Annotated in this window: 22 protein-coding genes; 4 read left to right on the top strand and 18 right to left on the bottom strand. The window is 61.2% G+C overall.

Annotated elements, in window-relative coordinates; translation table 11 throughout:
• Nucleotides 1-377 precede the first annotated feature (377 nt).
• The 3 genes from ACERK3_12685 to ACERK3_12675 all read right to left on the bottom strand — a co-directional run bounded on the left by ACERK3_12685 (nt 378) and on the right by ACERK3_12675 (nt 5076).
• Nucleotides 378-2762: a right-handed parallel beta-helix repeat-containing protein gene (locus tag ACERK3_12685; protein MFA9479141.1), complete on the bottom strand. Its 2385-nt coding sequence runs from the start codon at nt 2760-2762 to the stop codon at nt 378-380.
• 445 nt (nt 2763-3207) lie between these two features.
• Nucleotides 3208-4086: a PEP-CTERM sorting domain-containing protein gene (locus tag ACERK3_12680; GenBank protein MFA9479140.1), complete on the bottom strand. Its 879-nt coding sequence runs from the start codon at nt 4084-4086 to the stop codon at nt 3208-3210.
• 126 nt (nt 4087-4212) lie between these two features.
• Nucleotides 4213-5076, bottom strand: a complete 864-nt coding sequence (locus ACERK3_12675) for a prepilin-type N-terminal cleavage/methylation domain-containing protein (GenBank protein MFA9479139.1) — start codon at nt 5074-5076, stop codon at nt 4213-4215.
• A 457-nt stretch (nt 5077-5533) separates the two neighbouring features.
• Here ACERK3_12675 and ACERK3_12670 point away from each other — a divergent pair, with 457 nt between their 5' ends.
• The gene (locus tag ACERK3_12670; protein MFA9479138.1) at nt 5534-6418 is read left to right on the top strand and encodes an aldo/keto reductase; all 885 of its coding nucleotides are present in this window, start codon (nt 5534-5536) and stop codon (nt 6416-6418) included.
• 14 nt (nt 6419-6432) lie between these two features.
• Here the strand turns inward: ACERK3_12670 and ACERK3_12665 are convergent, their stop codons facing one another.
• The 4 genes from ACERK3_12665 to ACERK3_12650 all read right to left on the bottom strand — a co-directional run bounded on the left by ACERK3_12665 (nt 6433) and on the right by ACERK3_12650 (nt 10551).
• Complete coding sequence (locus ACERK3_12665) at nt 6433-7323, bottom strand: amidohydrolase (GenBank protein ID MFA9479137.1); 891 nt, start codon at nt 7321-7323, stop codon at nt 6433-6435.
• Between the two features lie 53 nt (nt 7324-7376).
• On the bottom strand, nt 7377-8447 hold the full coding sequence (locus ACERK3_12660) for an ABC transporter ATP-binding protein (GenBank protein MFA9479136.1): 1071 nt from the start codon (nt 8445-8447) through the stop codon (nt 7377-7379).
• On the bottom strand, nt 8440-9531 hold the full coding sequence (locus ACERK3_12655) for an ABC transporter ATP-binding protein (GenBank protein MFA9479135.1): 1092 nt from the start codon (nt 9529-9531) through the stop codon (nt 8440-8442). Before ACERK3_12655 ends, ACERK3_12660 begins: the two co-directional genes overlap by 8 nt.
• A gap of 93 nt (nt 9532-9624) precedes the next feature.
• Complete coding sequence (locus ACERK3_12650) at nt 9625-10551, bottom strand: substrate-binding domain-containing protein (protein ID MFA9479134.1); 927 nt, start codon at nt 10549-10551, stop codon at nt 9625-9627.
• 599 nt (nt 10552-11150) lie between these two features.
• Here ACERK3_12650 and ACERK3_12645 point away from each other — a divergent pair.
• Entirely contained in the window at nt 11151-11489 is a 339-nt protein-coding gene (locus tag ACERK3_12645; protein ID MFA9479133.1) for a hypothetical protein, read from the top strand.
• Between the two features lie 97 nt (nt 11490-11586).
• Here the strand turns inward: ACERK3_12645 and plsY are convergent, their stop codons facing one another.
• Together plsY and ACERK3_12635 are read right to left on the bottom strand one after the other, a co-directional pair.
• Nucleotides 11587-12270, bottom strand: coding sequence for a glycerol-3-phosphate 1-O-acyltransferase PlsY (gene plsY / locus ACERK3_12640; protein ID MFA9479132.1), 684 nt, complete (start codon nt 12268-12270; stop codon nt 11587-11589).
• A 26-nt stretch (nt 12271-12296) separates the two neighbouring features.
• Entirely contained in the window at nt 12297-13913 is a 1617-nt protein-coding gene (locus tag ACERK3_12635; protein MFA9479131.1) for a B12-binding domain-containing radical SAM protein, read from the bottom strand.
• Nucleotides 13914-14251: 338 nt separating this feature from the next.
• Between ACERK3_12635 and fixJ the strand changes: the two genes are divergently transcribed.
• Nucleotides 14252-14890 carry a response regulator FixJ gene (gene fixJ, locus ACERK3_12630; protein MFA9479130.1) on the top strand — a complete coding sequence of 213 codons (639 nt, stop codon included), beginning with the start codon at nt 14252-14254 and terminating at the stop codon, nt 14888-14890.
• A gap of 91 nt (nt 14891-14981) precedes the next feature.
• On the opposite strand, the gene ACERK3_12625 is transcribed toward fixJ, so the two are convergent.
• The 8 genes from ACERK3_12625 to ACERK3_12590 all read right to left on the bottom strand — a co-directional run bounded on the left by ACERK3_12625 (nt 14982) and on the right by ACERK3_12590 (nt 22246).
• Nucleotides 14982-15194 carry a hypothetical protein gene (locus ACERK3_12625; GenBank protein MFA9479129.1) on the bottom strand — a complete coding sequence of 71 codons (213 nt, stop codon included), beginning with the start codon at nt 15192-15194 and terminating at the stop codon, nt 14982-14984.
• A gap of 131 nt (nt 15195-15325) precedes the next feature.
• Entirely contained in the window at nt 15326-16288 is a 963-nt protein-coding gene (gene xerA, locus ACERK3_12620; protein MFA9479128.1) for a site-specific tyrosine recombinase/integron integrase, read from the bottom strand.
• A gap of 103 nt (nt 16289-16391) precedes the next feature.
• On the bottom strand, nt 16392-16685 hold the full coding sequence (locus tag ACERK3_12615) for a hypothetical protein (protein ID MFA9479127.1): 294 nt from the start codon (nt 16683-16685) through the stop codon (nt 16392-16394).
• A gap of 53 nt (nt 16686-16738) precedes the next feature.
• Nucleotides 16739-17512 (bottom strand): hypothetical protein, encoded by a 774-nt coding sequence (locus ACERK3_12610; GenBank protein MFA9479126.1) that lies wholly within the window; start codon nt 17510-17512, stop codon nt 16739-16741.
• Nucleotides 17513-17614: 102 nt separating this feature from the next.
• Nucleotides 17615-18838 (bottom strand): DPP IV N-terminal domain-containing protein, encoded by a 1224-nt coding sequence (locus ACERK3_12605; protein ID MFA9479125.1) that lies wholly within the window; start codon nt 18836-18838, stop codon nt 17615-17617.
• 285 nt (nt 18839-19123) lie between these two features.
• A complete protein-coding gene (rpsT, locus tag ACERK3_12600) occupies nt 19124-19399 on the bottom strand; it encodes a 30S ribosomal protein S20 (protein ID MFA9479124.1) in 276 nt (91 codons plus the stop codon).
• Between the two features lie 181 nt (nt 19400-19580).
• Nucleotides 19581-20303, bottom strand: a complete 723-nt coding sequence (locus ACERK3_12595; protein ID MFA9479123.1) for a peptidoglycan recognition family protein — start codon at nt 20301-20303, stop codon at nt 19581-19583.
• Nucleotides 20304-20749: 446 nt separating this feature from the next.
• Nucleotides 20750-22246, bottom strand: coding sequence for a flagellin (locus ACERK3_12590; GenBank protein MFA9479122.1), 1497 nt, complete (start codon nt 22244-22246; stop codon nt 20750-20752).
• A gap of 364 nt (nt 22247-22610) precedes the next feature.
• Here ACERK3_12590 and ACERK3_12585 point away from each other — a divergent pair, with 364 nt between their 5' ends.
• Nucleotides 22611-22841, top strand: a complete 231-nt coding sequence (locus ACERK3_12585) for a hypothetical protein (protein ID MFA9479121.1) — start codon at nt 22611-22613, stop codon at nt 22839-22841.
• Here ACERK3_12585 and ACERK3_12580 read toward each other — a convergent pair.
• The gene (locus tag ACERK3_12580; GenBank protein MFA9479120.1) at nt 22822-23436 is read right to left on the bottom strand and encodes a macro domain-containing protein; all 615 of its coding nucleotides are present in this window, start codon (nt 23434-23436) and stop codon (nt 22822-22824) included. The two genes, ACERK3_12585 and ACERK3_12580, sit on opposite strands and share 20 nt — an antisense overlap.
• Nucleotides 23437-23439: the final 3 nt, after the last annotated feature.

Genomic DNA, 23439 nt, shown 5'->3' with positions numbered 1-23439 from the left:
AGGATCCTCGAACCAGGAGGCCGGCCATGCATCCTTTGAAATAATCCCCCCATCAGACTCAACGGCGCGGACTAATTCCGCTGCGCGCTGCCTGGCATGCTCCCCATCCTCAGCATCCCCTGGGCGCAGGACGACAATGACCACAAGAAGCACGACAAGAAAGACCGCGGCGCGAGTGAGGCGCGATCGCCATGTCCATGAGCGAGGCGGTTTATGCATCGAGCGTTACTTCCACTGGTCAACGTTCAGCAATTCACAGACAAACTTCGTCCACAGCTTGAAGGCATGTGCGTGTGCCCAAGCGATCACCGAACGGCGCCCCCGCCGAAGGTTGTTTGGCCGGACAAAAGAAGCCGAGGCAATATTGCCTTCACCGATCACTCACGCGCACCGGCGGTCTTAAACTGCCAAGGCTCCTCCGAGGCAATCCGCAGACCTCGATTGGAACGCGACCGGGTGGTTGCGGCATAAACCTGCCAGTAGTACGTCCGATTCGGCTCAAGCTGATCAAGCTTGACATTATGGGTAACGGCCTGCTTGTCGAGCACGATGTCCGTCAGTTCGCGGTCGCGAGCGACAACCAGATGATAACGGTCTGCGTTGTAAGACGGTTGCCACCACAGCTCAACAGCATTCGCATCAAGCTCGGCCGTGTCGTCAGCAGGCCCGAGTTTGCTGAAAGCGATCGGCCCCAGCGCGGGCCGATGCGTGGTTTCCTTCAATCCAATGCGGCCGAACGGAATCTGCTCAAACGCGATGTCTTGCCCATCCGCACCATGCACCCGGTCGTAGACATCCTCGGCGACCATGTTCAGCCAGGGAGCATTGGAACGAATAGCAAAATTGAGATCACCAGGATTGACAAAATGCCTCATCTCATCGTTATTTCTGACGATGACGTTGTTCCATCTGGGTGTCCCTTCGTTGTAGCCATGAAAAGCCGTTTCGTAAATATAGGGGTATCGGCTGCGATACGGCTCCTCATCCACGCGCATCGCGGCGATACGTTCGGGAAAGTTGTGACTCCCGCGGTAGTCTGTTGTGATCTTGCGAATCGCCCGATCGATACCCGCCACGTCGCCCGGTGTTTCCTGAAGGAACCGTGGGCCTTCGATCGAAACATTGTTGGCGACCGATGCCCCACCTCCGCCGTTGAACTTGATCACCCCGGTCGAGCCGGCGCGATAAAAGACATTGCCAAAGACGCGTGCGATGTAAATCGTATCGTCATCGAAGAAGATCGCCTGCACGCCCGGCCCGCCTTCGTGTTGCATGCTCAGGTGATGGAAAAAATTGTGCTCGATCACGTTGCCTGCGAACGTTGGATCGCGGCCGGCGTAGATCGCGCCCATGTCGGAAATGTCTTTGAGCAGGTGATGCAGCTCATTGAAAGCCATGCGATGCTCGTTGCCGGCAAAGGTAATACCTTGATGGTCGCTGTGATGCAGATGGTTGTGCTCAATTTCAATACCTACGCCCTCAGCGCGAATGCCGGGGTTGTATCCACGAATCCACCGATTGAAGCGATGAATATCATTGTTAACGATGCGATGCTCAGCCGGCTCAAGCGACTGGCGATCGCCGCCGCTGGCGCGGATGCCGCCTCGGCCGGTGTAGTAGATGTCGCAGTCAAACACCTGATGGCCCCTGCCGCCCTCCATATCAACCGCAATGCCGCCAAGGGCACGGAACGTACATCCCGCAATACGGTTATCACTGCCCTCGGCTATCACGATGCCATCGCCACGCGTGTTCTCGAACGTCAGCCCCTCAATGCGAACATGTGAAGCGTTTTCAATACGTACGAACGGCTCGTCAAGAGCGGAAAGCTGAACGGTCGAGTAGGTGAGCGGGTGTGGCGGCAGGATATAAAGCTTCCCCGCTTCGCGATCAATAAAGTATTCGCCCGGCTGCTCGATCTCTTCAAGCAGATTGACCGCGACGTAATGCGTCTGGAAGTTCGCAGGCCGACCGGGTTGTGCAAAGGCGTAATAATGAGCCCCGTCAGTCGTGAACGTGCCCGCCTCAACATCTACCTCTGCGATACCAATGGTATCGTGTGCCCAGGTGACGCCAAAGTGACCGGCGATATGCAGATCGTTTGCATCAACCCATCGCTCCGCACGCTCGGTGTTGTATTCAAAGACAGCGGAGCGATTGCTCTGGTCGCCCTCGCGAGGCGCACCGCCCCGGTCATGAACCTCGCCGAGCGGAATTGAGCCTTCGTTCGGCCATTGGGCGATCGACTGCGGCATCCGATCGATGAACAACTCCATCGGAGCAGCGATCTCGGACCGCCCCCACCCGCGCGGCCCGAAGCTGCCGTAGTCCGTAATGCCCAGCGCCCCCAGGTCGAGTTGAAGCACATCATCGCGCACCGACTCCAGCAGCCGTTCACGAATCTGATCGTCATCGACCCGTGCGAAATGCGTCGGGTCAACAAGATAGCCGCCATCAAACAAGGGCCTCGCGCCATCGGCGGCGCGATACACAACAGGAGCATTCGGCTCGCCCGCATCGTTCGCATCCAGCACCAACGTCGCTCGGCGTTCGTATCGGCCTTCGTGCACTATAACGGTCGCACCCTCAAATTCAGCAACCGCTTCCCGCCGCTCACGCACCGCATCACGAGCACGCTCAAGCGTCGCGAACGGAGCGTCGGCACTACCGACATTCGCATCATCACCCATCGGCGATACGTGGTACTCAACCGCCAGCAACGGCGAAGACCACAACAGGCAAACCAAGACTGCAAAGTTCATGCGCGAAGCGCGTGCTAATTTCATTATCATTGGTGACTGCTTCATTTCATGAATCCTGCATCAAATTCAGTTTTGCGCGTATTCTGATTGCCGCGACGAGGTGATTTTGAATCAAGCGTATTGTGTTCTGTGCGAGGCGGGCCAACAAGTCCAAATTGCAACCAATCGAGGACACTATGCGTCAGCCATGGCCAAGCAGTCGCCCCCCTTGGCGGACAAGTAAAACGGGGCGGCCGACGCTGTAATGCCGGCCGCCCTTGTCGATTCATCCGGCAAGATGACGCTCGATAGGAAACATCAACTGCTGCCATCGCTGGTATTGAACCCGATGGGTACAGGCCCTGCGATACTTCCAGGCTCGCGTCCATACACTGCGGCTGACGCTCCAAATGCGGACGGCAGGAACCAGGTAAACCCAACGCCGCAGGGTGTTACACCTCACAGGTTATCCAAGCGTCTCATCTTCAGCCGTCGTCTTGCGACGCCGTGCGAGCATCGCCAGGCTGCCAAGTCCCAGCAGCATCAATGATGCGGGTTCAGGAATCGGATTAGACAAATTGCCACCCGGCATGGAGTCGGTGTCCACATAGAAATTGTCGAGGTACACCGGCATATTCGCGCCCTGACTGGCGTTCGCAAGGAAACCGAAATGCAGCAGGTCTGCCGCGCCGGTTCCTCCGCGGAATCCAAACTCTGAGATCGAGCCGGCCTGTACCTGTGTTTGCTCTTCGTATTCACCGCCCTCAACATAGAGCGTCCATGTGTCCGTGTTGGTATCAGCCACCATCCAGACGGTATACCACTCACCGCCTGGTAATGGACTGAGGCCCTCCGGCTCTGTTACCTCGGCAAACCCGTTGCTGTCGTATATTTGTAATAGATCAGCGTTGTTATTAATACGAAGCGGCGTAGCAAAGTCACCCGCGCTAAGCCATCCATTGGTGCCCGTAAACTCGGCCGTGAAACCAGCCGCCATATCAAGCACCGAAGACGTTTCAGGACGGTATATCTGGAAAAGCAGCGTGCCGACATTTCCATCCGGAATGACATGGTTCGAATTCGCAACGTAGCGCGGGTTTTCAATGTTCAACCTGGCAACCTGATTCCCACTGCCGGCAGGATCAAGGGCCACGCCAAAGCCATGTGCCAGGTTGGTGGTCAAATTCGTACTCCACCCACTTCCCTGCCCAACCGGTGTGGTGCCCACCGCATAGCTTTCAAAGTCGTCGACCAATACAAAGTCGGCATTGGCTACACATGCAAACGCAAAGCAGGCCGTAGTTGCCAGCACACCTCGACGGAATCGCGCAAATGATATGCCCATTACTTTTCTCTCCTAATTGAAAGTGCTTTAGAATGCTTAAAACTTCCATCTACTTCTCGCATCAGTCAGCGCATCGTGCCCGACAAAAACACATGAAGTGATTTACGATGGATACAACACCATACGTCAATAGTTCTCATTGACCTGATTAAAAAAATCCCGGTAAGTTACGTTGCTGTGGGTGTTGGTCTCAAGGTAGTCGTGCAGATACGCATCGTTAATGAAACGCACGCTTCCGTCCCCATCGCCACGGTTCCAGCCCATGCTGTGTGAGTTCCCGTCAACGCCCATCGTGTGGCTGCCGAATCGGGGGGTATCCATCGTGAACAGATCACCCGACCCGAGGTCGTCCAGTTCTTGGAATTTCACATACGCCAGATTCGGTGGGGGGCTGCGAAGCGGGTTGAACATATATGAGCTTTGAACGAAGTTTGCCGGAGAGTTTGGCCCAACATACGGCTCGCTGCCAATCGGCTGCGGCTGCCGGTCATATTTCAACATATCGAGCTTCGCGCTGGGGCAATAAAATCCGCCCGGTTCGCTGAAATAATCCTGCTCGTGCAATAAGCCATGATTTAACACAAAGCGGTTGCCGCCTTCCCATCGGTACATCGCCATTTGTGCCCATGCGTCCATGGTGACACGGTATGGGGTTGTCGACGTGAGACGAAACGGCGGCAGGCTTCCGTTGTTGTCGACCGCCCACGTCACCGTGCTGAGGATGATCTGCCGTTGGTTACTTGCACATTGGGTCTGACGCGCCGCCTCGCGTGCGGCAGACAACGCCGGCAAGAGAATCGCGATCAGCAGGGCAATGATGCTGATCACCACGAGAAGCTCGATGAGCGTGAAGCCGGGCAGGCGCTTGCGTGGCCGACGGACGACGCCGACGCGGCGAGCTTCACCCGGCTCAGGCTGATGCAGATCTGAGACAGAAAGGGACATGACCGTTTCCTCTAGAGAGGCACTTCCAAGCTGGCGCCCGGGCACTGCGCCTGACGCTCCAGCGACAACGATACTTCATCACTAACGGGCGACAATTCCATATTGCGACCAGATAGGGACATATTGCGACAGGCTGGCCTGCCGGGCGGATGTTTCGGGGCATGCGGGCGACGCCGAGCAAAACCGCAAGACGTGTTTTTAACTTGTCTTATATTCACAAGCGGCCGTATCGTGCAGGGGCTGCCTGACGCGAATATGATGTGAAGGCATAGTGCGGTAACTCACGTGCTGTGCTTGACGTACTTGCCGTTGAAGTGTGGAAGAGGCCAGTGTCGTGAGCCACGTCCCCAGGGGGCGGACAGCAATCAGGCGGCGTCGGCTTGGCCGACACCGACCCCAACTACGCCATGCCATGCGACTGCCCGCGCAGCTCTAACTTAGGACGCCCACACGGAACGTGATTCAATCCTCGCTGCCAATTCGCCAACTCGGCCGAACGTCCATGCGGCCCACTGCATTGGGGATGGGCAGCGCGTGGATCGGGGCGCGCAACGGCTCCGAGGTCGAGGCGGTCGAGGCGGTGCATCGCGCTTTTGAGCGGGGCATCAACTTTTTCGACACCGCACCGAGGTATCAAGGCGGCAAGGCGGAACGGTGGCTCGGCCAGGCATTGGCGGACCTGCCGCGAGACAGTGTGTACGTTTCCACCAAGGTCGGCGTGCGCCCCGGCGAGCAGGCGGACTTCACCGCTCAAGCCATCAACCGCGGTTTCGAGCAGAGCCTGTCGGCTCTGGGGGTAGACCACGTTGATTTGCTGCTGATCCACGACCCGCCCGAGATCGAGTCCGCCTTGGCAGACGCGCTTGAACCGATGCTTCGGCTGAAGGAACAGGGGCTGGCGCGTCACATCGGCATCGGCTGCCGACCGTCCGCCTTCCACTTGCGGGCCATGGAAACGGGACAGATGGACGTGGTGCTGACGTTCAGTAACTACACGTTAATCAATCAATCCGCACTGGGCGATACCATCCCGGACGCCATGCGGCGCGGCGTAGGCCTGCTGTTGGGCAGCCCTCAGGGCATGGGCACGCTGACTGGCGTTGAACCCGATCAGCATCAGCACCCGCGCGCCCATGCCATATGGCAGTGGTGCCAGCAACACAACGTCAATCTCCGCGACCTTGCACTTCAGTTCTGCTTAAGCTTGCCCATCAATGGCTGTGTGCTCTTCGGCCCGGCGACGGCAAGCGAGGTGGATCAAGGCATCGACTCCGCCACCACGCCAATCGACGAAGCCACATGGACCGCATTCGAGCAGGCGTTCGATATTCAGCGGTGCACCCGCCGTGATCAGATTCCGACGTCATCCGTCATCGACTCGGCGTGAGCGCCCTCGGCCGATCATGCCGAACTCATCAGACCCCCGGGCTCCTCGTCTGCAAGCCCCGGCAATGGGCCATACGCATCCACGGCGTTGCGGCAAAGAACCCGTTCGCGCGTGTCTTCGCCCAGCCCGTCTGCCCACGCAAGAAGAATACGGGCATGCACGTCATACGATGAAACCCGGTCGATCACCGGCCAATTGGACGCGTAAAGCAATCGAGCAGGCCCTAGCCGACCGAGCATCGTGTCGAACACCTCGCGGTAGAAGTCGGCATCCGTCGGAACGGAGGCATATCGCTGCGAAGCGCTTTCGAGAAACCCGGAAAGCTTGCAGTACACATTCGGAAGTTGGCCGACCTCACCAAGCCACCTCGCCCAGGCCGGGGCGGGACGCCCATCCGCATCGGGCGCGACCGCGACATGGTCCAGCACGATGCGAAGGTCGGGATGCTTGCGCAATTCATCAAACAGCCCTGCTGCGGGTTGCTTTACAAGCAAATCCAGCGTCAACCGCGCATCCGCCAACTGTTTCAGCACGCGCTGATAACTCGGCGTCGCCAGCGCAGCGACAGGGTCCGCCTTGGGCAAACTCAATCGCACGCCACGGAACCGTCGGTCGTCAGCCAAACGCGAAAGCTGCGAAGCAGACGCTGGATTATCCGGGTTGACCGATCCGACCACGCCGAGGATCAACGGCTCCGTCCGCGCCAGTTCCAGAAGCCAGTGATTGTCTTCCGCCCAGGGACTCGCTTCAATCACAATCGTCGCGCCGATGCCGCTTGGTGCTGCGGCGGTGCGGAAATTTTCGGGCATGACACGCCGATACAGCACGCGATCATCGCGCGTCGGCCAGGGGACGCCTTGCGGCCGAAACGGATCGTAAAAATGCGTATGCGTATCAATGATCATCGAAGTCCCCCCCGGGACCGTCCGATCGGAAACGCTCAGTCGGCCGACGTCGCTCATGCCTTCGCGTGGGCCACGCCCGCCAGGGTCAGTTCGCCAGCGTGATGGCATGCCGCGTAATGGGGGGAGCGAGGGTTGTCTTGTTGATCTTCCAGAAGCGGTTGCTTCTCACGGCAGAGGGCGGTGGCGTGAGGGCAGCGCGGCGCGAAGGGACAGCCGACCGCTTCGTTGTCAGTCTGATCGCTTGATGCCGAGGGAGCGTTCGGCTTGTTTGCTTTCGCGTCCTCCGCCGGGTCCACCCATGGCACGCGCGGGTTCGGAGCCGGCGCTGCCTTGAGCAGCGTGTGGGTGTAAGGGTGCCTCGGCTGTTCGTACAGAGCCTGCGTATTGGCCCATTCGACGATGCGCCCCTTGTACATCACCGCCACCTCGTCGCAGAGGTAGCGAACGACGCTCAAATCATGCGAGACGAAGAGGAACGTAAGCCCCAGCCGTTCGCGCAGTTCTTTGAGCAGGTTGAGCACCTGTGCCTGAACCGACACGTCGAGCGCGGAAACAGGTTCGTCAGCGACGATGAGAGACGGCTCGAGCGCCAGTGCGCGGGCGATGCCGATGCGCTGGCGCTGGCCGCCGGAGAAGGCATGCGGAAATCGCTGGGCGTGGCGCGGATCGAGGCCGACCAGTTGCATCAGTTCATACACGCGATCTTCGCGATCCCGACGCTTCCAGCCGTGCGACTTCAATGGCTCGCCGATCAACTCCATCACCGGCATGCGCGGGTTGAGCGAGGTGTAAGGACTTTGAAAGATCATCTGGATTTCGCTGCGTAACGGCTTGAGTTTGTCAGCCGACAGCGCCGCGATATCAACAACGTCGCCCGCAGGTCGACGGAAGAGAATCTCGCCATCACTCGGGTCAATCGCCCGCAGGATCATACGGCTGGTGGTCGTTTTCCCACAGCCGCTTTCACCCACCAGCCCGAGGGTCGTGCCGCGCCGGATCGTGAAGCTCACATCGTCCACCGCGGTGAACGCATCGACTTCACGACGCAGCAACCCGCGCCGGATGGGAAACGCCTTACGCAGATGCTTCACCTGCAGGATCAGATCTTTGGCCATCTCACTCATCGGCATCCCCATTGGCTCGCCCGGCGGCGGCGGATACTTGGACCGGCGTATACTTGAAGCAACGCGCACGGTGCTTCGACCCCACGTCGTAGTGTGCTGGCATTTGCTGGCTGCACACCTCGCCTACCACTTCCTCGCAACGGTCATGAAACGGGCAGCCTTTGGGCGGATGGCGGCTGTCCGGCACGGTGCCACGAATCGGCGTGAGCACCTGCTGCTGTTCCGTCAGCGACGGGATCGACTTGAGCAGCGCCTTGGTGTAGGGATGATGCGGTTGATCGAAGATCGCGTCGACCGGGCCTTCCTCAACCACCTGGCCGAGATACATCACATAGACGTAATCGACCATGTGCGCAACAACGCCGAGGTCGTGTGTGATAAGCATCAGCGAGATGTTCATCTCGCGTTGAAGGCGTTTGATCAGCTGCAACACCTGGGCCTGCACCGTGACATCGAGAGCGGTGGTCGGCTCGTCGGCGATCAGCAGCGATGGATTAGCCGAGAGCGCCAAGGCAATCATGGCCCGCTGCAGCATGCCACCGGAGAACTGAAAGGGATAATCGTCGGCCCGACGTTCCGGCTGGGGGATGCCCACCAGGTCGAGCAACTCCACCACGCGGTCGCGCGTGGCACGCCGGCCGAGATTCTCGTGCAGGCGGATCGCCTCGCCGATCTGATTGCTGATCGTGTGCACGGGGCTGAAGGCGCTCATCGGCTCCTGGAAGATCAGGGCGATGTCGCGGCCGCGGATGGCACGCATTTCCCTGCCGTCGGCCGGCAGTTGCAGGAGATCAAGGCCTGCCTCTGGTGCATGGTGACGCCGAAGCGTCGCCTTGCCGGAGGTGATCTCGGCCGAACGGGGCAGGATGCGCAACAGAGCGTTGGCGGTCATGGTCTTGCCGCAGCCACTTTCGCCAACGATGCCGATGGCCTGTCCGCGGTCGATGGTGAAACTCACACCGTTAAGCGGGCGAAAGACGCCCTCATCGCTGTGAATCGACACGCCCAGGTTGTCCACCTCAAGCAGCCGTTGCGAAAGTTCGGGTGTTGCAGCCGACGGAATTGGGGAAGCGGTTTGGCTCATATCGATCGATATTGACGATGATGGAATTGACTGCGTCTACTGGGGGCCGGCCGATGATAGCCATCGGCAATGCGTGCGCCAAGCATCTTTCGCCTACTCGAAACGATGAAGACGTCGGTAACTGGTGGGCGTACTGCCCGTCTGCTGGCGGAAAAAACGATGCAGATGACGGACGCTCTGGAAGCCTCCCGCCTCGGCGATGCGGGCCAAGGGGACGTCGGAATCCGAAAGCAACCGGCAGATGCGCTCGAGGCGAACTCGGCTGATCACCTGAAGCGGCGTGCAGCCTAAGTGCCGTTTGAAGTGGCGCTCAAGGCTTCGGCGGGACAGCCCTGCGTGCTCGGCGACGGCTTCGACACCGATTCCATCCACCGAATATTCGCGGATGTAACGCACGGCCCGGACGATGTCGGGATCACTGACAGCAAAGTGGTCCGTCGATGCACGCGCGACCACCCCCGCGGGGAGGATGCGCGGGATCGGCTTGTCAGGCGCAGCGTGCGGCGACCACTCGCCACCCATCAAAGAGTCCAGCAGCCGGGCCGACTCGAAGCCGATACGCTCGGTCGATAGTTCGATGCTCGACAGCGACGGCCGAGTCATCTCGCAAATCAACACGTCGTTATCCACGCCGAGAATCGCCACATCTTCCGGCATGCGAAGGTCGGAGGAGGCGCATGCCTCAGCCAGCGTACGCGCCGCCAGATCACTCCAGCACAAAATCCCGATCGGATGCGGCAGACTCTCAAGCCAACGAGCACGCCCCGCGCGCGAAACCGCCGTGCGATCCTCGCCCGGCGACTCCCAGATCGTACGGTCATAACAATGAACACTCAGGCCCACGGCCTCGGCGGCTCTTTGAAAGCACACGCCGCGCTGATCTCTGTCCCGATGCCGTCCGCCACTGTATCCCAGATGTGCGTAGCCACGCTCCTGAAAATGCTCAAGGGCGATCTGCGCAATTGCCTCGTTGTCAGCAAGGACACACGGAATCGAGTGCTCCTCAAGCTTCTCGCTCACCCCGACCACCGGAATTCTGCGTTCTGTGACCTGCTTCAGCCAATCGGGAGAAAGCGTCAATGTGATTAACCCGTCCACCGGCTCCGAATCGAACAGTTCACCAGGATGAGCCGACCGGGGATCGAACTCATTCTGGAGCGAAAGCGTCCACCGTCCCGACCCGTTGGCAAAACGGCTCACCCCCCGGAACATTCCCCGGGCGTAACTCGCATTGATCGGCGCCAGCACCATCACCCGATTGTGACGTCCGGTCAGTCGTGCTGGATTGGGCCCGCTCATTAACGTGAAACCCTGATTAAACCGTGCTTGAGACGTGTTCCGAGCGGATTCAAGTTGACGCTTGTATCCAGGAAGTCAACCGAAACCGTGCTGGGATGCACCAGGCATGACGGCTTACCTCGGAGCGTGGGGAACACCGCGCCGTCCACGCAGAATGAATATTTCACGCCTCCGGCCTTTATATAGAGTAGCGAGAGGTGGAGGCATAAACCGCACCGAACAATCGTGCAGCATAGTCCGCTCCACGCGCGGTCGCAACGAGGGCGATCGGGCGTGGTTGAAAGCGCCACGGCCGAATATCTACTTAAATACAAGTTATCATGTTGGACTTGGAAGCAACCGACACATGCAGCAACTGCGGCTACGAACTCACGGGCCTCGGCCTCCGTGGCCAATGTCCCGAATGCGGGCAATACTTTGACCACGCCACTCACGAAGGCGTCGGCGAACCCATCACACCCACCGACCGAACCCGCCTCTGGCTCGACAAACACCTGCGCACCACCACCATCGCCGTCGTCGGCGGGCTCATGCTCCTCGCCATCCTCGTCCTCATGCTCGCCGCCAACATCGCCGGCCCGACCGGCTTCAGCATCTTCGCCGTGCTCGTCGTTGCCTGGCTGCTCATCCTCGTCGCCAGCTACTTTGAAGAAACCTGACGTCACGGCCGTCGACATGCTCATTTTGACCTTGCACGCAATCATAGATCTATGAACTGTCGCCTCGCCCCGCCGATCGCCTGGCGGATCGCAACGCTCACCCGCGCTTTGCCCAACCCACCTTATCCTCCGTGCCCTCGCGCAGTCGGCTGATATTCGAGCGATGCCGCAACACCACCAGCCCAGCTAGCGCCGCCGTCACCGCCACGTACACCGCCACCTCCCCCGTCGGCCGCGCGAGCACCACCCCGCTACCCGCCGCCAACACCGGCAGCAAGCCCGCCGCCACCATGCTCGCCAGGCTCACGTAACCCGTCTGCTTCACCACCACCAGCCACAGCACCACCGCCGCCGCCGCCGGCACGGTCAACATCGGCCACACCCCCAGCAGCGCCCCCAGCCCGGTCGCCACCCCCTTGCCGCCCTTGAACCTCAGCCACACTGGGAACACATGCCCCACCACCGTCGCCGCCGCGATGCTCAGCCACATCACCGCCGCCAGCGCCGCGCCGGCCGCCGCCTCATCCGGCGTGCCCGCGATCTGCCCGCTGGCAATGCCATAGCCCACCACCGGGGCGAGCCCTTTCGTCACGTCCAGCGCAAAGCAGATCAACCCCCACTTCTTACCCAGCGCTCGACCGACGTTGGTCGCCCCGACATTGCCGCTGCCAACCGCACGCAGGTCCACCCCCTGGCATCGCGCGATGAAAATGCCAAACGGTACCGCGCCCGCCAGGTACGCCACCGCCAACCAGATTGCCCAGATCACAGTCTCGTCCATGCCGCGTATCGTAGCCAGCGATCACCTCACCCGCGAAGCGCCGCCGTCGCCACCGCCTCATCCCTATGCTCCGAATAAAAGCTTGCCTCCCCCAAGCCGCGACGCGTGTCCTGCGCAAAGCGGATCAGGTGATGGCTCACCACGGCCATGTGAATCACATCCTCCACCCGCCCCTGCTTCAGCAGCGGCCACGCCACCCGCCAGAACGCACGCCGATACGAGCTCTTCCACCCCACCTGCCACACGACCCGTCGAACCACACCCAGACCATGCGCCATCTCCCCCGCCGTCACCTTCCGCTTCGGGTGCAGCCGATGCCTGAACGTATGCTCCGCCTGCCATGCAAACCGCGCAAGCAACTTCGTTGGCTCGTACGCCTCGTCAATACACCGACGCCAACTTCCCAGCACCTGCTCATAAGGCAACTTGAACACCACGTTCGTCGCTCGGCCGGGCTCATCGATCACCCGCCCTTCCGCCACCAGCCGGTCGTACAACGGCGTCTTGGGCAACGCGTAAAGCAGGTTGATCGTCAGCAGCGGAATTTGCGACCGCTCGACAAACTCAAGCACCCGGTCCGCCGTGTCGGGCGTGTCCGTGTCCAGTCCCAAAATGATGCCCGACACCACCTCCAGGCCATGCTCATTCAACGTTCGCACTGCATCGAGAATCGGCTGCCGTGTGTTCTGTGTCTTGCGCATCGCTTCGAGCGCCTCAGGCTCAGGCGTTTCAATACCACAGAACACCGTGGTGAAATTCGCCTCGCGCATCATCGCCAACGTATCGGGCATCTTCGCAAGGTTCAGCGTCGCTTCGCAGTTGAGTCGATACGGATAGCCGTGGCGTTGTTGCCAGTCGATCAGCTTCGGCAGCAGATCGCGCACCGCGTGCGGATTGGCCACGAAGTTGTCGTCCACAAAATAGACCGCGCCGCGCAGGCCGGCGGCCCGCATCGCATCAAGCTCTTCGCAGACGCGCTCGGGCGATTTCAACCGTGGGCTTCGGCCGTACAGCGCGGGGATGTCGCAGAACTCGCACATGAACGGACAACCGGAAGAAAACTGCACGCTGCCGAGGAAGTATTGCCGCAAGTCGAGCAGGTGATACGCGGGGATCGGAAATTCATCCATAGGCAACCGGTCGGTCGTCCGAAAGACCAGCTGCTTACCCGGCCGCTCGACGCTGCGATCAATGTGTTGAACAATCGCGTCGGTCGCATCGCCGAGTTCCCCGAGGTGCACCAGATCAATATCACGATAGTGGTCCGGACAGGCGGACACGCTCGGCCCACCGAGCACGGTGAGCTTGCCGTGGCGGTGCGCTTCACGGTTGATCTGCTCGATGCGCTGCCGCTGCACGTGCATGCCGGAAATAAAAATGACATCGGCCCAAGCATAATCGTGATCGTCCGCCGACCGTGCGTTCTCATCGACGAAGCGTACTTCCCACTGCCGCGGCAAATACGCCGCGATCAGCAGCAGCCCCTGCGGCGGCATGAACGCCCGAACGTTCAACAACGGGTATGCATGCTGAAACGTACCAAACGAATCGGCGTAACGCGGAAACACACATAGCACCCGCCGAGCCGACCGTGGCGTGAACCACTGGCCGGCCGGCGTCCCTTCAACGCGCGGTAACAGCATCGTCCAAACCTCCCGCTCACAGCAACAGAATCTCGCGATTCTAGCGCCCTGCATTCGGAGGACCATGCAACGCCAGAAGAACCAGTGCACCTCAGCCAATGACCGGTGCGTATCTGGTAGTTTGGCTGATGCGGTGCGGGAAAATGATCAATTGACCCAAAACGTTATTGGTATATGGGCTTCGCTGATTTACACTGGAGGTAACAGGGTGGGGGCACCCTCTCTTTCACAATTCGGCGATCGCCGAAAAATGTCGTATCCATCGGGAACGCGACACGAAAAATCCACCGTTTGCCCCCTCTGCCCTGCTGTTCGGCAACGCGAGGAGCAATCGTGCCATGACAAAGCAAACGACCGTTTTCATAGTCGACGATGACAAAGCTGTGCGTGATTCACTCGCATGGCTGGTCGAGTCCGCGGGCGTGCGTGTTGAGGCCTTCGACCGGGCGGACCACCTGCTCGAACGGCTCGACGAAATGGACCGCCTGCCCTTCGGCTGCATCGTCGCAGACATTCGACTACCCGGCATGAGCGGGCTCGATCTTCAAGACCGCCTTCGCGAAATGGGCGTCCGCCTTCCCTTCGTCGTGATCACCGGCCACGGCGACGTGCCCCTCGCTGTCCGCGCCATGAAAGCCGGTGCCGTCGACTTCATTGAAAAACCCTTCAGCGATCGAAAACTGCTCGACCGCATCCAGCATGCCTTGAAACACGATGAAAAACGTCGACTCGAATCCGCAAGCAAACAGTTGCTCAAACGTCGAATCGCCCGGCTGACCGCGCGCGAACGCCAGGTCATGGAGATGGTCGTTCAAGGTCGACTCAACAAACAAGTCGCCGCTTCGCTGGACCTCAGCCCCAAGACCGTCGAAGTCCACCGCGCTCATGTCATGGAAAAAATGGAAGCCGGCTCACTCGCCGAACTCGTCCGCATGGCAGTACAACTGGAAGGCGCCACCGAAACCTCAAATGTCTGACGGTGACCCCATCACAAAGCCCACGGATGTAGCGCAGCGAATCCATGGGCTCCATCGCCATCGGGCACACGCTCTCATCCGCATCGCATTCCTACAACGCTTCGAAAAAGCGCGTACTCGTTCCGCCCGGTCCGATCGCGACCCGCAGCGGCCGATGACACTTGGGGCAGCGCCCTTCGTACGCCGTCGCTTCGCGATTGCGGTACACCCGGCTATACGCCTGGCAGCATTTGAACATGACCGCAAGCCACGGCCGACCGCGCAGCGACACCCCTGGCCGCTCGTCCGTCGACGTAACCTTCACCCCGGGTATATCCACAATGTCTTTTCTTCGACTCACGCGTCTTGCATCGTTCAAATCGTGAATCAAACAACCGTCGCGCGAAGCCCACAGCGTTACGCTGCGGGCATCTGCCCATTTTGAGCATCACCGTCTCACACCGCTCGCGGGTGTGCCTGGTCATACGCCGTGCGCAACCTGATCGATGACAGGTGCGTATATATCTGCGTCGTCGACAACGACTGATGCCCGAGCAGTTCCTGCACGCTGCGCAGGTCCGCACCATTGTCCAGCAGATGCGTCGCAAAGCTGTGACGCAGCGTATGCGGGCTGATCGCCGGGTCGAGCCCCGATTGCTTGAGGTACTTGTCCAGCTTGCGTCGAACGCTTCGGCTGCTCAGTCGGCTGCCGTTCTTATTCACAAACAACGGCACGGTCGGGTTCATCATCGACTGCTCACGCAAGGCGCGGAACCGCGGGTCCGGCTCGAGCAACGTCAGGTAATGCTTGATCGCCGCCATCGCATGCGAGCCCAGCGGCACGATGCGCTCTTTCTTGCCTTTACCGCGAACGTGCAGCGTCTGCGTTTCCAGTTCGAGGTCACTGCGGTTCAGGTCCGCCAACTCGCTCACGCGCACGCCGGTGGAGTAAAGCGTTTCGAGAATTGCCCGGTCGCGGGCACCCAGTGTTTCGTGAGGGTCCGGTGCACTGAGCAGCTTTTCAACATGCTCAACCGCAATAGCCTTGGGCAGCCGCTTCGCCTGCTTGGGCGTGCGAATCAGCAGCATCGGATTGACTTCGCAAAGCGATCGGCTCTGCGCCCACTTGTAAAAGCTGCGCAGCGTCGCGATCTTGCGGGCCGTCGTCGCCGGCGAGTATCCAAACGCATCCAGATGCGCGAGGAACCCGCGAATGGTCATCGCGTCCGCAGTGCGAATACGCTGCTGCACCTGTTCGATCAGCGCCGTTTCCGCGTGCTCCAGCACTTCGCCCTCGGCCAGATACTCCGCGTACTGCCGCAGGTCCGCGCCGTAGCAGCGGGCGGTGTACGGGCTGAAGTGGCGCTCGGAGCGCAGATACTCGACAAACTGTTCGGTAAGCGGAATATGCCCGGCCATCAATTCAATCCTTCCCTGGGCGCCGCAGCCACGCGACGCAGTCCCTTAATCCTCGATCGCCCCCCTTCCCGCGGAAGGGGTTTTGCTCATCGTGCTTCGTTCGTCACGGCGATGACTTCGCCTCGCGTAGCCGACGCGCAAGCCGTTCGCCGACCTGATGCGAAAGCACCGCCACATCAAACCAGCTCAAGTTGACTTCCGGATCGTCGACCAATTCGCGCAACTGCCCCAGCAGCGCCGCTTCCTCGCCCGGCTGACAGCGGAACACGAATCGCTGCCCCTTTTTCACAAGCACCAGCTCGCGCGACGGCGCATCGACAGCGCTCCCGGCCGCGTCGTCGTTCATCGACGGGCGGTCCCGCTCGGGCCGATCAAATTGTTCGTTGTTGGAATACATCCACACGCTCCACGTCCGGGTCCAGTGGCCGACCCGGCGAAGCGCGGGATCGACTAAGAAGCGGACTCGTCCTGCTCGTCGGCCGACAGGTTCAGTCGACGAGCTTCAGCCTCAAGTAACTGCCAGCTCACCTGGTAGCTGACAAATTCGCTGTACAGGTCCATGCTGATGCGATACTGCCGCCATTCCCGCGTACCGTGTGCTTCCGTGCCCCGCTGCGTGCCGTACGTCCGAAGCTGCTCACGCACGCGCGGGTCCGCCGCATCGAAGTAACCGCTGATCACCGTTACCGGCCCGCCGCCTATCTGACTTCCGGGCAGTTCCGGCCGTGACATCTCATCCGTCGACGCCCGGCTCAACTCACGCATGTCCAGCGTCACGCCAGCCTGCGGCAGCGGGCCTGCGTACAACTCCACGCTCAAGCCCAGCTTCGGCGGGTCGTACGGGTCGTACGCCGTCACCGTCCCCGCCACCAGCGCATCCACCCCCAGCGTCTGCCGAAGCTTCTCTGCCTCGGCGGGGCTGGACACCATGCTCAGCCCCAACGCATCCATCGCGTCAAGCACACGGTTCACCGCCACCACACTCAGCGGCGCCGCTGTCTCCAGCTGACGCGCCAACTGCTCCGCCAGCCGAACGCCGTTCGCGTGTCGCGTGCCTGACTCGTTCATCAGCGGCGCGACCGCCCACACCTGACGTTCGTCGTAAGGCGCGTTCAACGGCTCGGCCGGCCTGGCGCGGCGAAACTCCGCACAGCCGACGAGTATCACCGTCGCCGACGCGACCAGCATCGCGGCCGCGATCAACATGACCTGTTTACTTGTCATGGCATCCTGCCTGGTTTTCACCCCTCGCCTCCGCGAGAGGTTTCCGACTCGACTCGAAGCTTCAACTGAAAGCTTCGAAACCGCCAACTCGAAACGCGAAACTCATTCCGTCCCGACGCGTGCCGAGTGATCACCCCGGCCACCCGAACCAGCCAGGTGCAACGCACGGTCCGGACGCACGGCCCAGATGTTTTCCGTCTCGCTGCCCGCACGGTCGGAGACGAAGTAAATCGCCCCATCGCTGGCCCAGGTCGGCTGAAGGTTGGCAAACCTGCCAGTCGTCAGCCGGGCCCGGCCACGCCCATCGGCGCTTACCACCCAGATATCCGCCTGGGCGGGCCTGATGTCGTTATCGGCCGGCGGGTTGATCACCGTGCAAAAAACAATGTGATCACCCTCAGGGCTCCAACGCGGCGTAATCACCGCGGCGTTCGAGCTCGCTGCAATCTCCGTCGGCGTGCTCACTTCACCCTCTTCATTCAGCTCCACCATCCACACGCTGAACCAGCGCGTCCCACGCTGACGCGGACGCTGAAACACGATCCGATTGTCCACCGGCGACCACTGCGGAAACAGCCCCGTGCCGATGATCCGACGCGTGCCGGGGTTGTCCAGATCCAGCACGACCATCTCCCACTGACCGCTCGGCGAGCCGTAGCGCGAATACACCAGCTTGCTGCCGTCCGGCGAAAACGTCGGAGCAATATCATGCGTCGAATCGCTGGTCACCTGCACCGGCTGACCGCCGCGAACGTCCATGATGTAAAGGTCGAAGCTGCCCGAGCGGTCGCTGGAAAACGCGATCCGCGTGCCGTCCGGACTGAACGCCGGCGTCACATCGTTGCCCGGATCGTTGGTCAGCTGCGTCACCGTCGTGCCGTTGACCCGCTTGAGAAACAGGTCCGCCGTCTCGCGATGTCGCGTCGACGCGTAGACCAGCCACTGGCCGTTGGGGTCGACCGCCGGGTCGAAGTCGCCGCCTTCGCGGGTGAACGTCACCTGGCGAAGGTTGTCCGGCCCGTCCGCACCGATGGGCATCGCCGTTCGGCCGTCACCGACCTGACCGAACAGGCCATGCGAACCCACGCGCGGCCCGCCGGCAACACGCACCACCGCGGCGTTGCTTCCGTGATGGCGGGTATCGCCCTCGAACACAACAGACTCGCCACGCTGCCCGTGGGCCGGCGCGGTTTTCGTGTCGCGCTCGGCGAGCTGTTCCTGCGGCTTCTCGTTGCACTTACGGCTCATCGACATTTCGCAGGCGGGCAATGCCAGAAAGCCCACCGCCGCCACCGCCACGCCGAATCGTTTATGCCAGCTCATCATGCCCTGCCCTCTCGGTTGAAAACCGTTTGCCGTGTGTAACTAATCAATCATCGGCCGAGCGCTCGCACGCTCGCCCCACGTTTGGTCCACCGGCTTTATCGGCCTTGCTCTGAGCCCGCTTTAGCGCCCAACCGGCATCACCGTCATAAACAATCCGCCCAGGTCTGCTTGATCGTTACGACCCCACCCCAAGCCCTCGGCATCACCCCGGGAGGCGGCCGCGCGCAAAAAACAACCCCGGGCAAGCCGGGGTTGCAGGTCAGTTTCCAGTTATCGATTCCTCGCTCAGGCGGCGGCGGAACGCTTGTGGTTCAGACGAACCGCGAGGCGGGCCTTGTAGCGGGCTGCGGTGTTGCGATGAATCGCACCCTTGGCAGCGACCTGGTCGAGCAGCTTGTAAATGCCGTTCAGCTGCTTCTGCGCGTCCTCAACGGAACCGTGGAGAATCGTCTCTCGGTATGCCTTGATGGATGCACGGAAACCCGCCTTGCGCCAACGGTTAAGGGCGCGGCGCTTGGTGTTCTGGCGAATTCGCTTCTTGGCGCTCAGGGAGTGAGCCATGGGTCTACTATTCCGGTTTTCAACGGGGCCAATGATGTTTCGTCAGGTCGAGCCGAGCATTATGACAGCTTCGCCCGGGAATTTCAAGTCGGTAAAGTTTGGGCCGCCAGTCGGCTCAAATAAAGCCCACGGATACAGCACAGCGAATCCGTCGGCTGCATCCAGCGCCCCCCTGAAAAACTCACGTCAGGTACCCGCCCCGCCTCAGGCTCACCATCCGGGGCTGGAGGTTTCGGCCCGGGCAGGCGGAAGGCGACAACTCCTGGTGCGTGTACACCCGGTGGTTGGCTACGTTATGCGTCCGCATCAGCGAGCGGAGCGACGAGACCAGCCGATCCAGTTGCACATCCGTCGGGCTCTGCTGGTCGAAGTTGCCCAGCAGCATGATGCCGAGGTTGTTTTCGTTCGCCCCGCCGACGTGGGCGCCCTGGTAGCCGATGGCTCGGCCCTGCCAGATGCGGCCGCTGCGGTCGATGATGTAGTGGTAGCCGATGTCGCCCCACCCACGATCGCGAACGTGGACGTTGCGAATCCGCTCGATGCGCTCGGCGGTCGACGCTTCGCCGTTGTCCCAGAAGCTGGTCCAGCCCTCGTGGTGCACGGTGATTCGGCTGACACCGTTCATCGGGTTGACCCGGCTGGTGACAGGCCCGGCAGAGGCCCACCGGCTGCGGGCGACCGCATTGAGGCCGTCGGCGTGAGCCGGCACCTGGCGGGGCGTCGGGGCGGTCGGCGTATCGCGCGGCCGAGGGTCGACACGCGTGCTGCGCTGCTGGCGCGGCCGATCAACCGAACCGGGCCATTCCGTGCCCGGCCGACGCGAGACACTGGTCTGCGTCGGCGCACAGCCGGCCACAAACAGCCCCATACTCGCCAGCAACATCTGCCGCCTTGATAGACTCATTCGGTACGTCTCGTCGCGCTGAGGGTCGGTCGATTTCCTGCGGCATGCGGATCGCGGCTCACCGCGTCCAAACTCAAGCCTGAAGACTTGATCGGCCGCCGCCCGGAGAGACCTGAAAAATCCATGTTGTTGTAGCCGCTGAGGGGGGGCTCCGTCAACGACAATTGCCCCCACTCGCCGAAAACAGGCCCGCCCCGGCTCATTATCGGAGGTTCACCCCGCCAAGCTTGAAGCCCGCCGTCCAAGCCCCATTTTCGTCCCTCTTCACGGATTTAAAAGCCCACGGATGGCATCCGTGGGCACTCCGGAATCACAATCCCACCCCCCCTACCCCCCTCCCGCACCAACAAAAAAAACCGGCGACCGGGGTAAGCCGGTCGCCGGTCGCATCAGTGATCGGAGGCTCGCCGGGGCGAATCTCCTGCGATCCTGGTTTAAATCACGTCTTAGCCGAGCAACTGGAGCACCGACTGAGGCTGGCTGTTGGCCATGCTCAGCACGTTGGTGGCCGCCTGCTGCAGGATCTGCGACCGGGTCATCTCGGCGGTTTCCGAGGCGAAGTCCGTGTCGCGGATGGCGCTCTCGGCAGCGCTGGTGTTTTCCAGAGCCACACCGAGCGACCGGATGGTCGCGCCGACGATGTTCTTCTGGAACGCACCGAGTCGGCCGCGCTGGCCCGAGATCTGGGTGATGGCATCGTCAACGATGCGCTGCGCCTTGGCCAGGTCGCCGTCGACCACGTTGGCGTCCTTGCTGGAGCCCAGGGCGTCGAGGAAGCCGCTGGACAGCGTACCGAGGTTGCGGGCAGCGACATTGCCAATGCCAATGCTGACCTGGTTGGTGATATCGACGTTCGGGCCGAGGTTGAACTTCGCACCGCCGCCGGTGATGGTGAACGCGTCGATGGTATCCAGCGACTGCGCCGCCTCCGTGGACAGTTGAATCTCAACGTCGAGGAAGTCGGTGTTGATGCGGAGGTTCTCGCCGCGAGCGGTGGCGGCGATGCCGTTAACGATCGCGCCGACGTCCTGGCCCTTGTCACGGATGGCGTTGGTGACGGTGTCGAAGGCGGTCGAGCCAGCGGCGACCGCATTGGCATCGTTCGCTTCGAAGTTCTGGATGCCGCCGGCCTGGCCGCCGTGGTCGACGATGTCGACGGAGACGAACTGATCTGAGCCCATGACGGTGCTCTTGAGGATCAGACCGTTGCCGCTGGCGACTGCGGAGACGCCGGTGACTTCCTTGAAGGTGTTCATCTGCGTCGCCATGGCTTCGAGGCTCGTGCCGGAGGCGAACGTGAACTGTCGCGAGCCCATGGCCCCGCCGACTTCGAGCACGAAGCGGTCGTCGGCGCTGCTGAGGTTCAGAGCCGCGCCGTCCATGTCCATGTAGAGGCCCGCATGCTGAGCGGACTGGGTGACGAGCACCTGCACGTCACGGGTATCGTCGTGACCGAGCTTGGCGGCGTTGATCTTGAACCCTTCGACGCCCGCGTTCTGGTCTTCGACGGTGAAGTCGTACGTGCCGTTGAGCAGCTTGCTGCCCTGGAAGCTGGTGGCCTGGGCGATACGGTCAATCGTCTGCAGGATGGAGTCGACCTGAAGCTGGTTGGCTTCACGTTCCTCACGACTGAGGCCGGCGTCATTGGCCGACTCGCCGACGAGCGACTGCATCTCCAGCAGCAAAGCGTTGATTTCCTGCAAGCCGCCTTCCGCGATGTTGACCACCTGGTCGGCACGCTCGGCGTTGCTGATCGCCGCGGCGATCGACGCTTTCTCCGATCGCAGGTTTTCACTGGCGATCAGGCCCGCCGGGTCATCCGCACCGCGGTTGATCCGCAAGCCCGTGCTCAGCCGCTCGAGCGACGTGTTGAGCGATTTGTTCTGGTTGTTGAGAACGCGCTGCGAGAGCAGCGAGTTGACGTTGGTGTTGATTCGACTCATGGCGAAGGTCCTCCGTGAACACTGTTAAAAAGGTTCGCGAGTTTGCCCAACATGGGCGGCGGGCCTCCTGCCCTAAGTTTGATCGCAGATCTCCGATCCGATCCGATGCGTAGAAACGATTACTGTCGTGGTCGTCGTCGACTTGCCGGGCGTTTATTCATCCGCCGCGGCGCGAGGCGTGCTACTGACTCATCTCCGGCTCCTTTCGTTCATCCGTGAAGCACCGGGTTGCGGCGAAGCCTCCGAGCCTCCGTGAACAGGTCTCACTTGCCTGTTCCACACGCTGGCCGCACGTTCAAATTCGGCCCGAAAGGGCTCAACTCCACACTCGTGCGTCAACTTGCTCTTATCGGAACCGAAAAACATGGCTACCCTCAACATCGATGCAGTTCATACCGTGCGTCTGAACGAATTCATCGTCCTACACGGCAGGCCCCTTAAGCGCGACAAGATCAAAAAATTCGATTTTCGCGCCAAACTCGACTCGAACGGCAGCAAGGGCCTAATCGACACAAACAGATCGAAGGGGAGAGATCAGCAATCAGCAATTAGAAATCAGAAATGGATAACCCGGCTCACGCCCGCTTACGGTTGAACATCCACTGATGACGGGTGTTCAGCGTCTCGCGATACACCGCCGCATCATCGTCACTGAAGCAGCAGAAGATGACCCTGGCGGGCAGGTCGTGCTGCTGGAGATCGCCGAGCACGTGACCGAGGGCAATCTTGGCCGCGCGGTCCTTGGGAAAGTGATAGACGCCGGTGGAGATGGCGGGGAAGGCGACGTGCTCGCAGCCCTGCTCGCGGGCGAGTTCGAGGCTGCGCGTGTAGCAGGAGGCCAGCAGCACATCTTCGCGGGTGTAGCCAAGCTTCTCGGACTCTGCCTGCCTGCCCGCCTCGGTCGTGGGCCAAACCGGGCCGACGGTGTGGATGATGTGCCTGATGCCCTGCTGTTCGAGATCGAAAGCAGGCGTGATCTTCGCCAGGCCCGTCGGACAGCCGCCCAGCGTCTTGTTGTGTTCGAGCAGCTGTGGGCCGGCGGCGCGGTGGATCGCGCCGTCCACCCCCCCGCCGCCGAGGAGCGATTCGTTCGCGGCGTTGGCGATGGCGTCGACGCGCAGTTGCGTGATGTCGCCGGTGGTGATCTCGATCCGCTGGATGGCTTCGTCAAGGCTGGGCATGCCGGGCATGGT

Source organism: Phycisphaerales bacterium AB-hyl4 (genome assembly GCA_041821185.1).
Lineage (GTDB): Bacteria > Planctomycetota > Phycisphaerae > Phycisphaerales > Phycisphaeraceae > Natronomicrosphaera > Natronomicrosphaera hydrolytica.
This window is presented reverse-complemented; position numbering and strand designations above follow the sequence as displayed.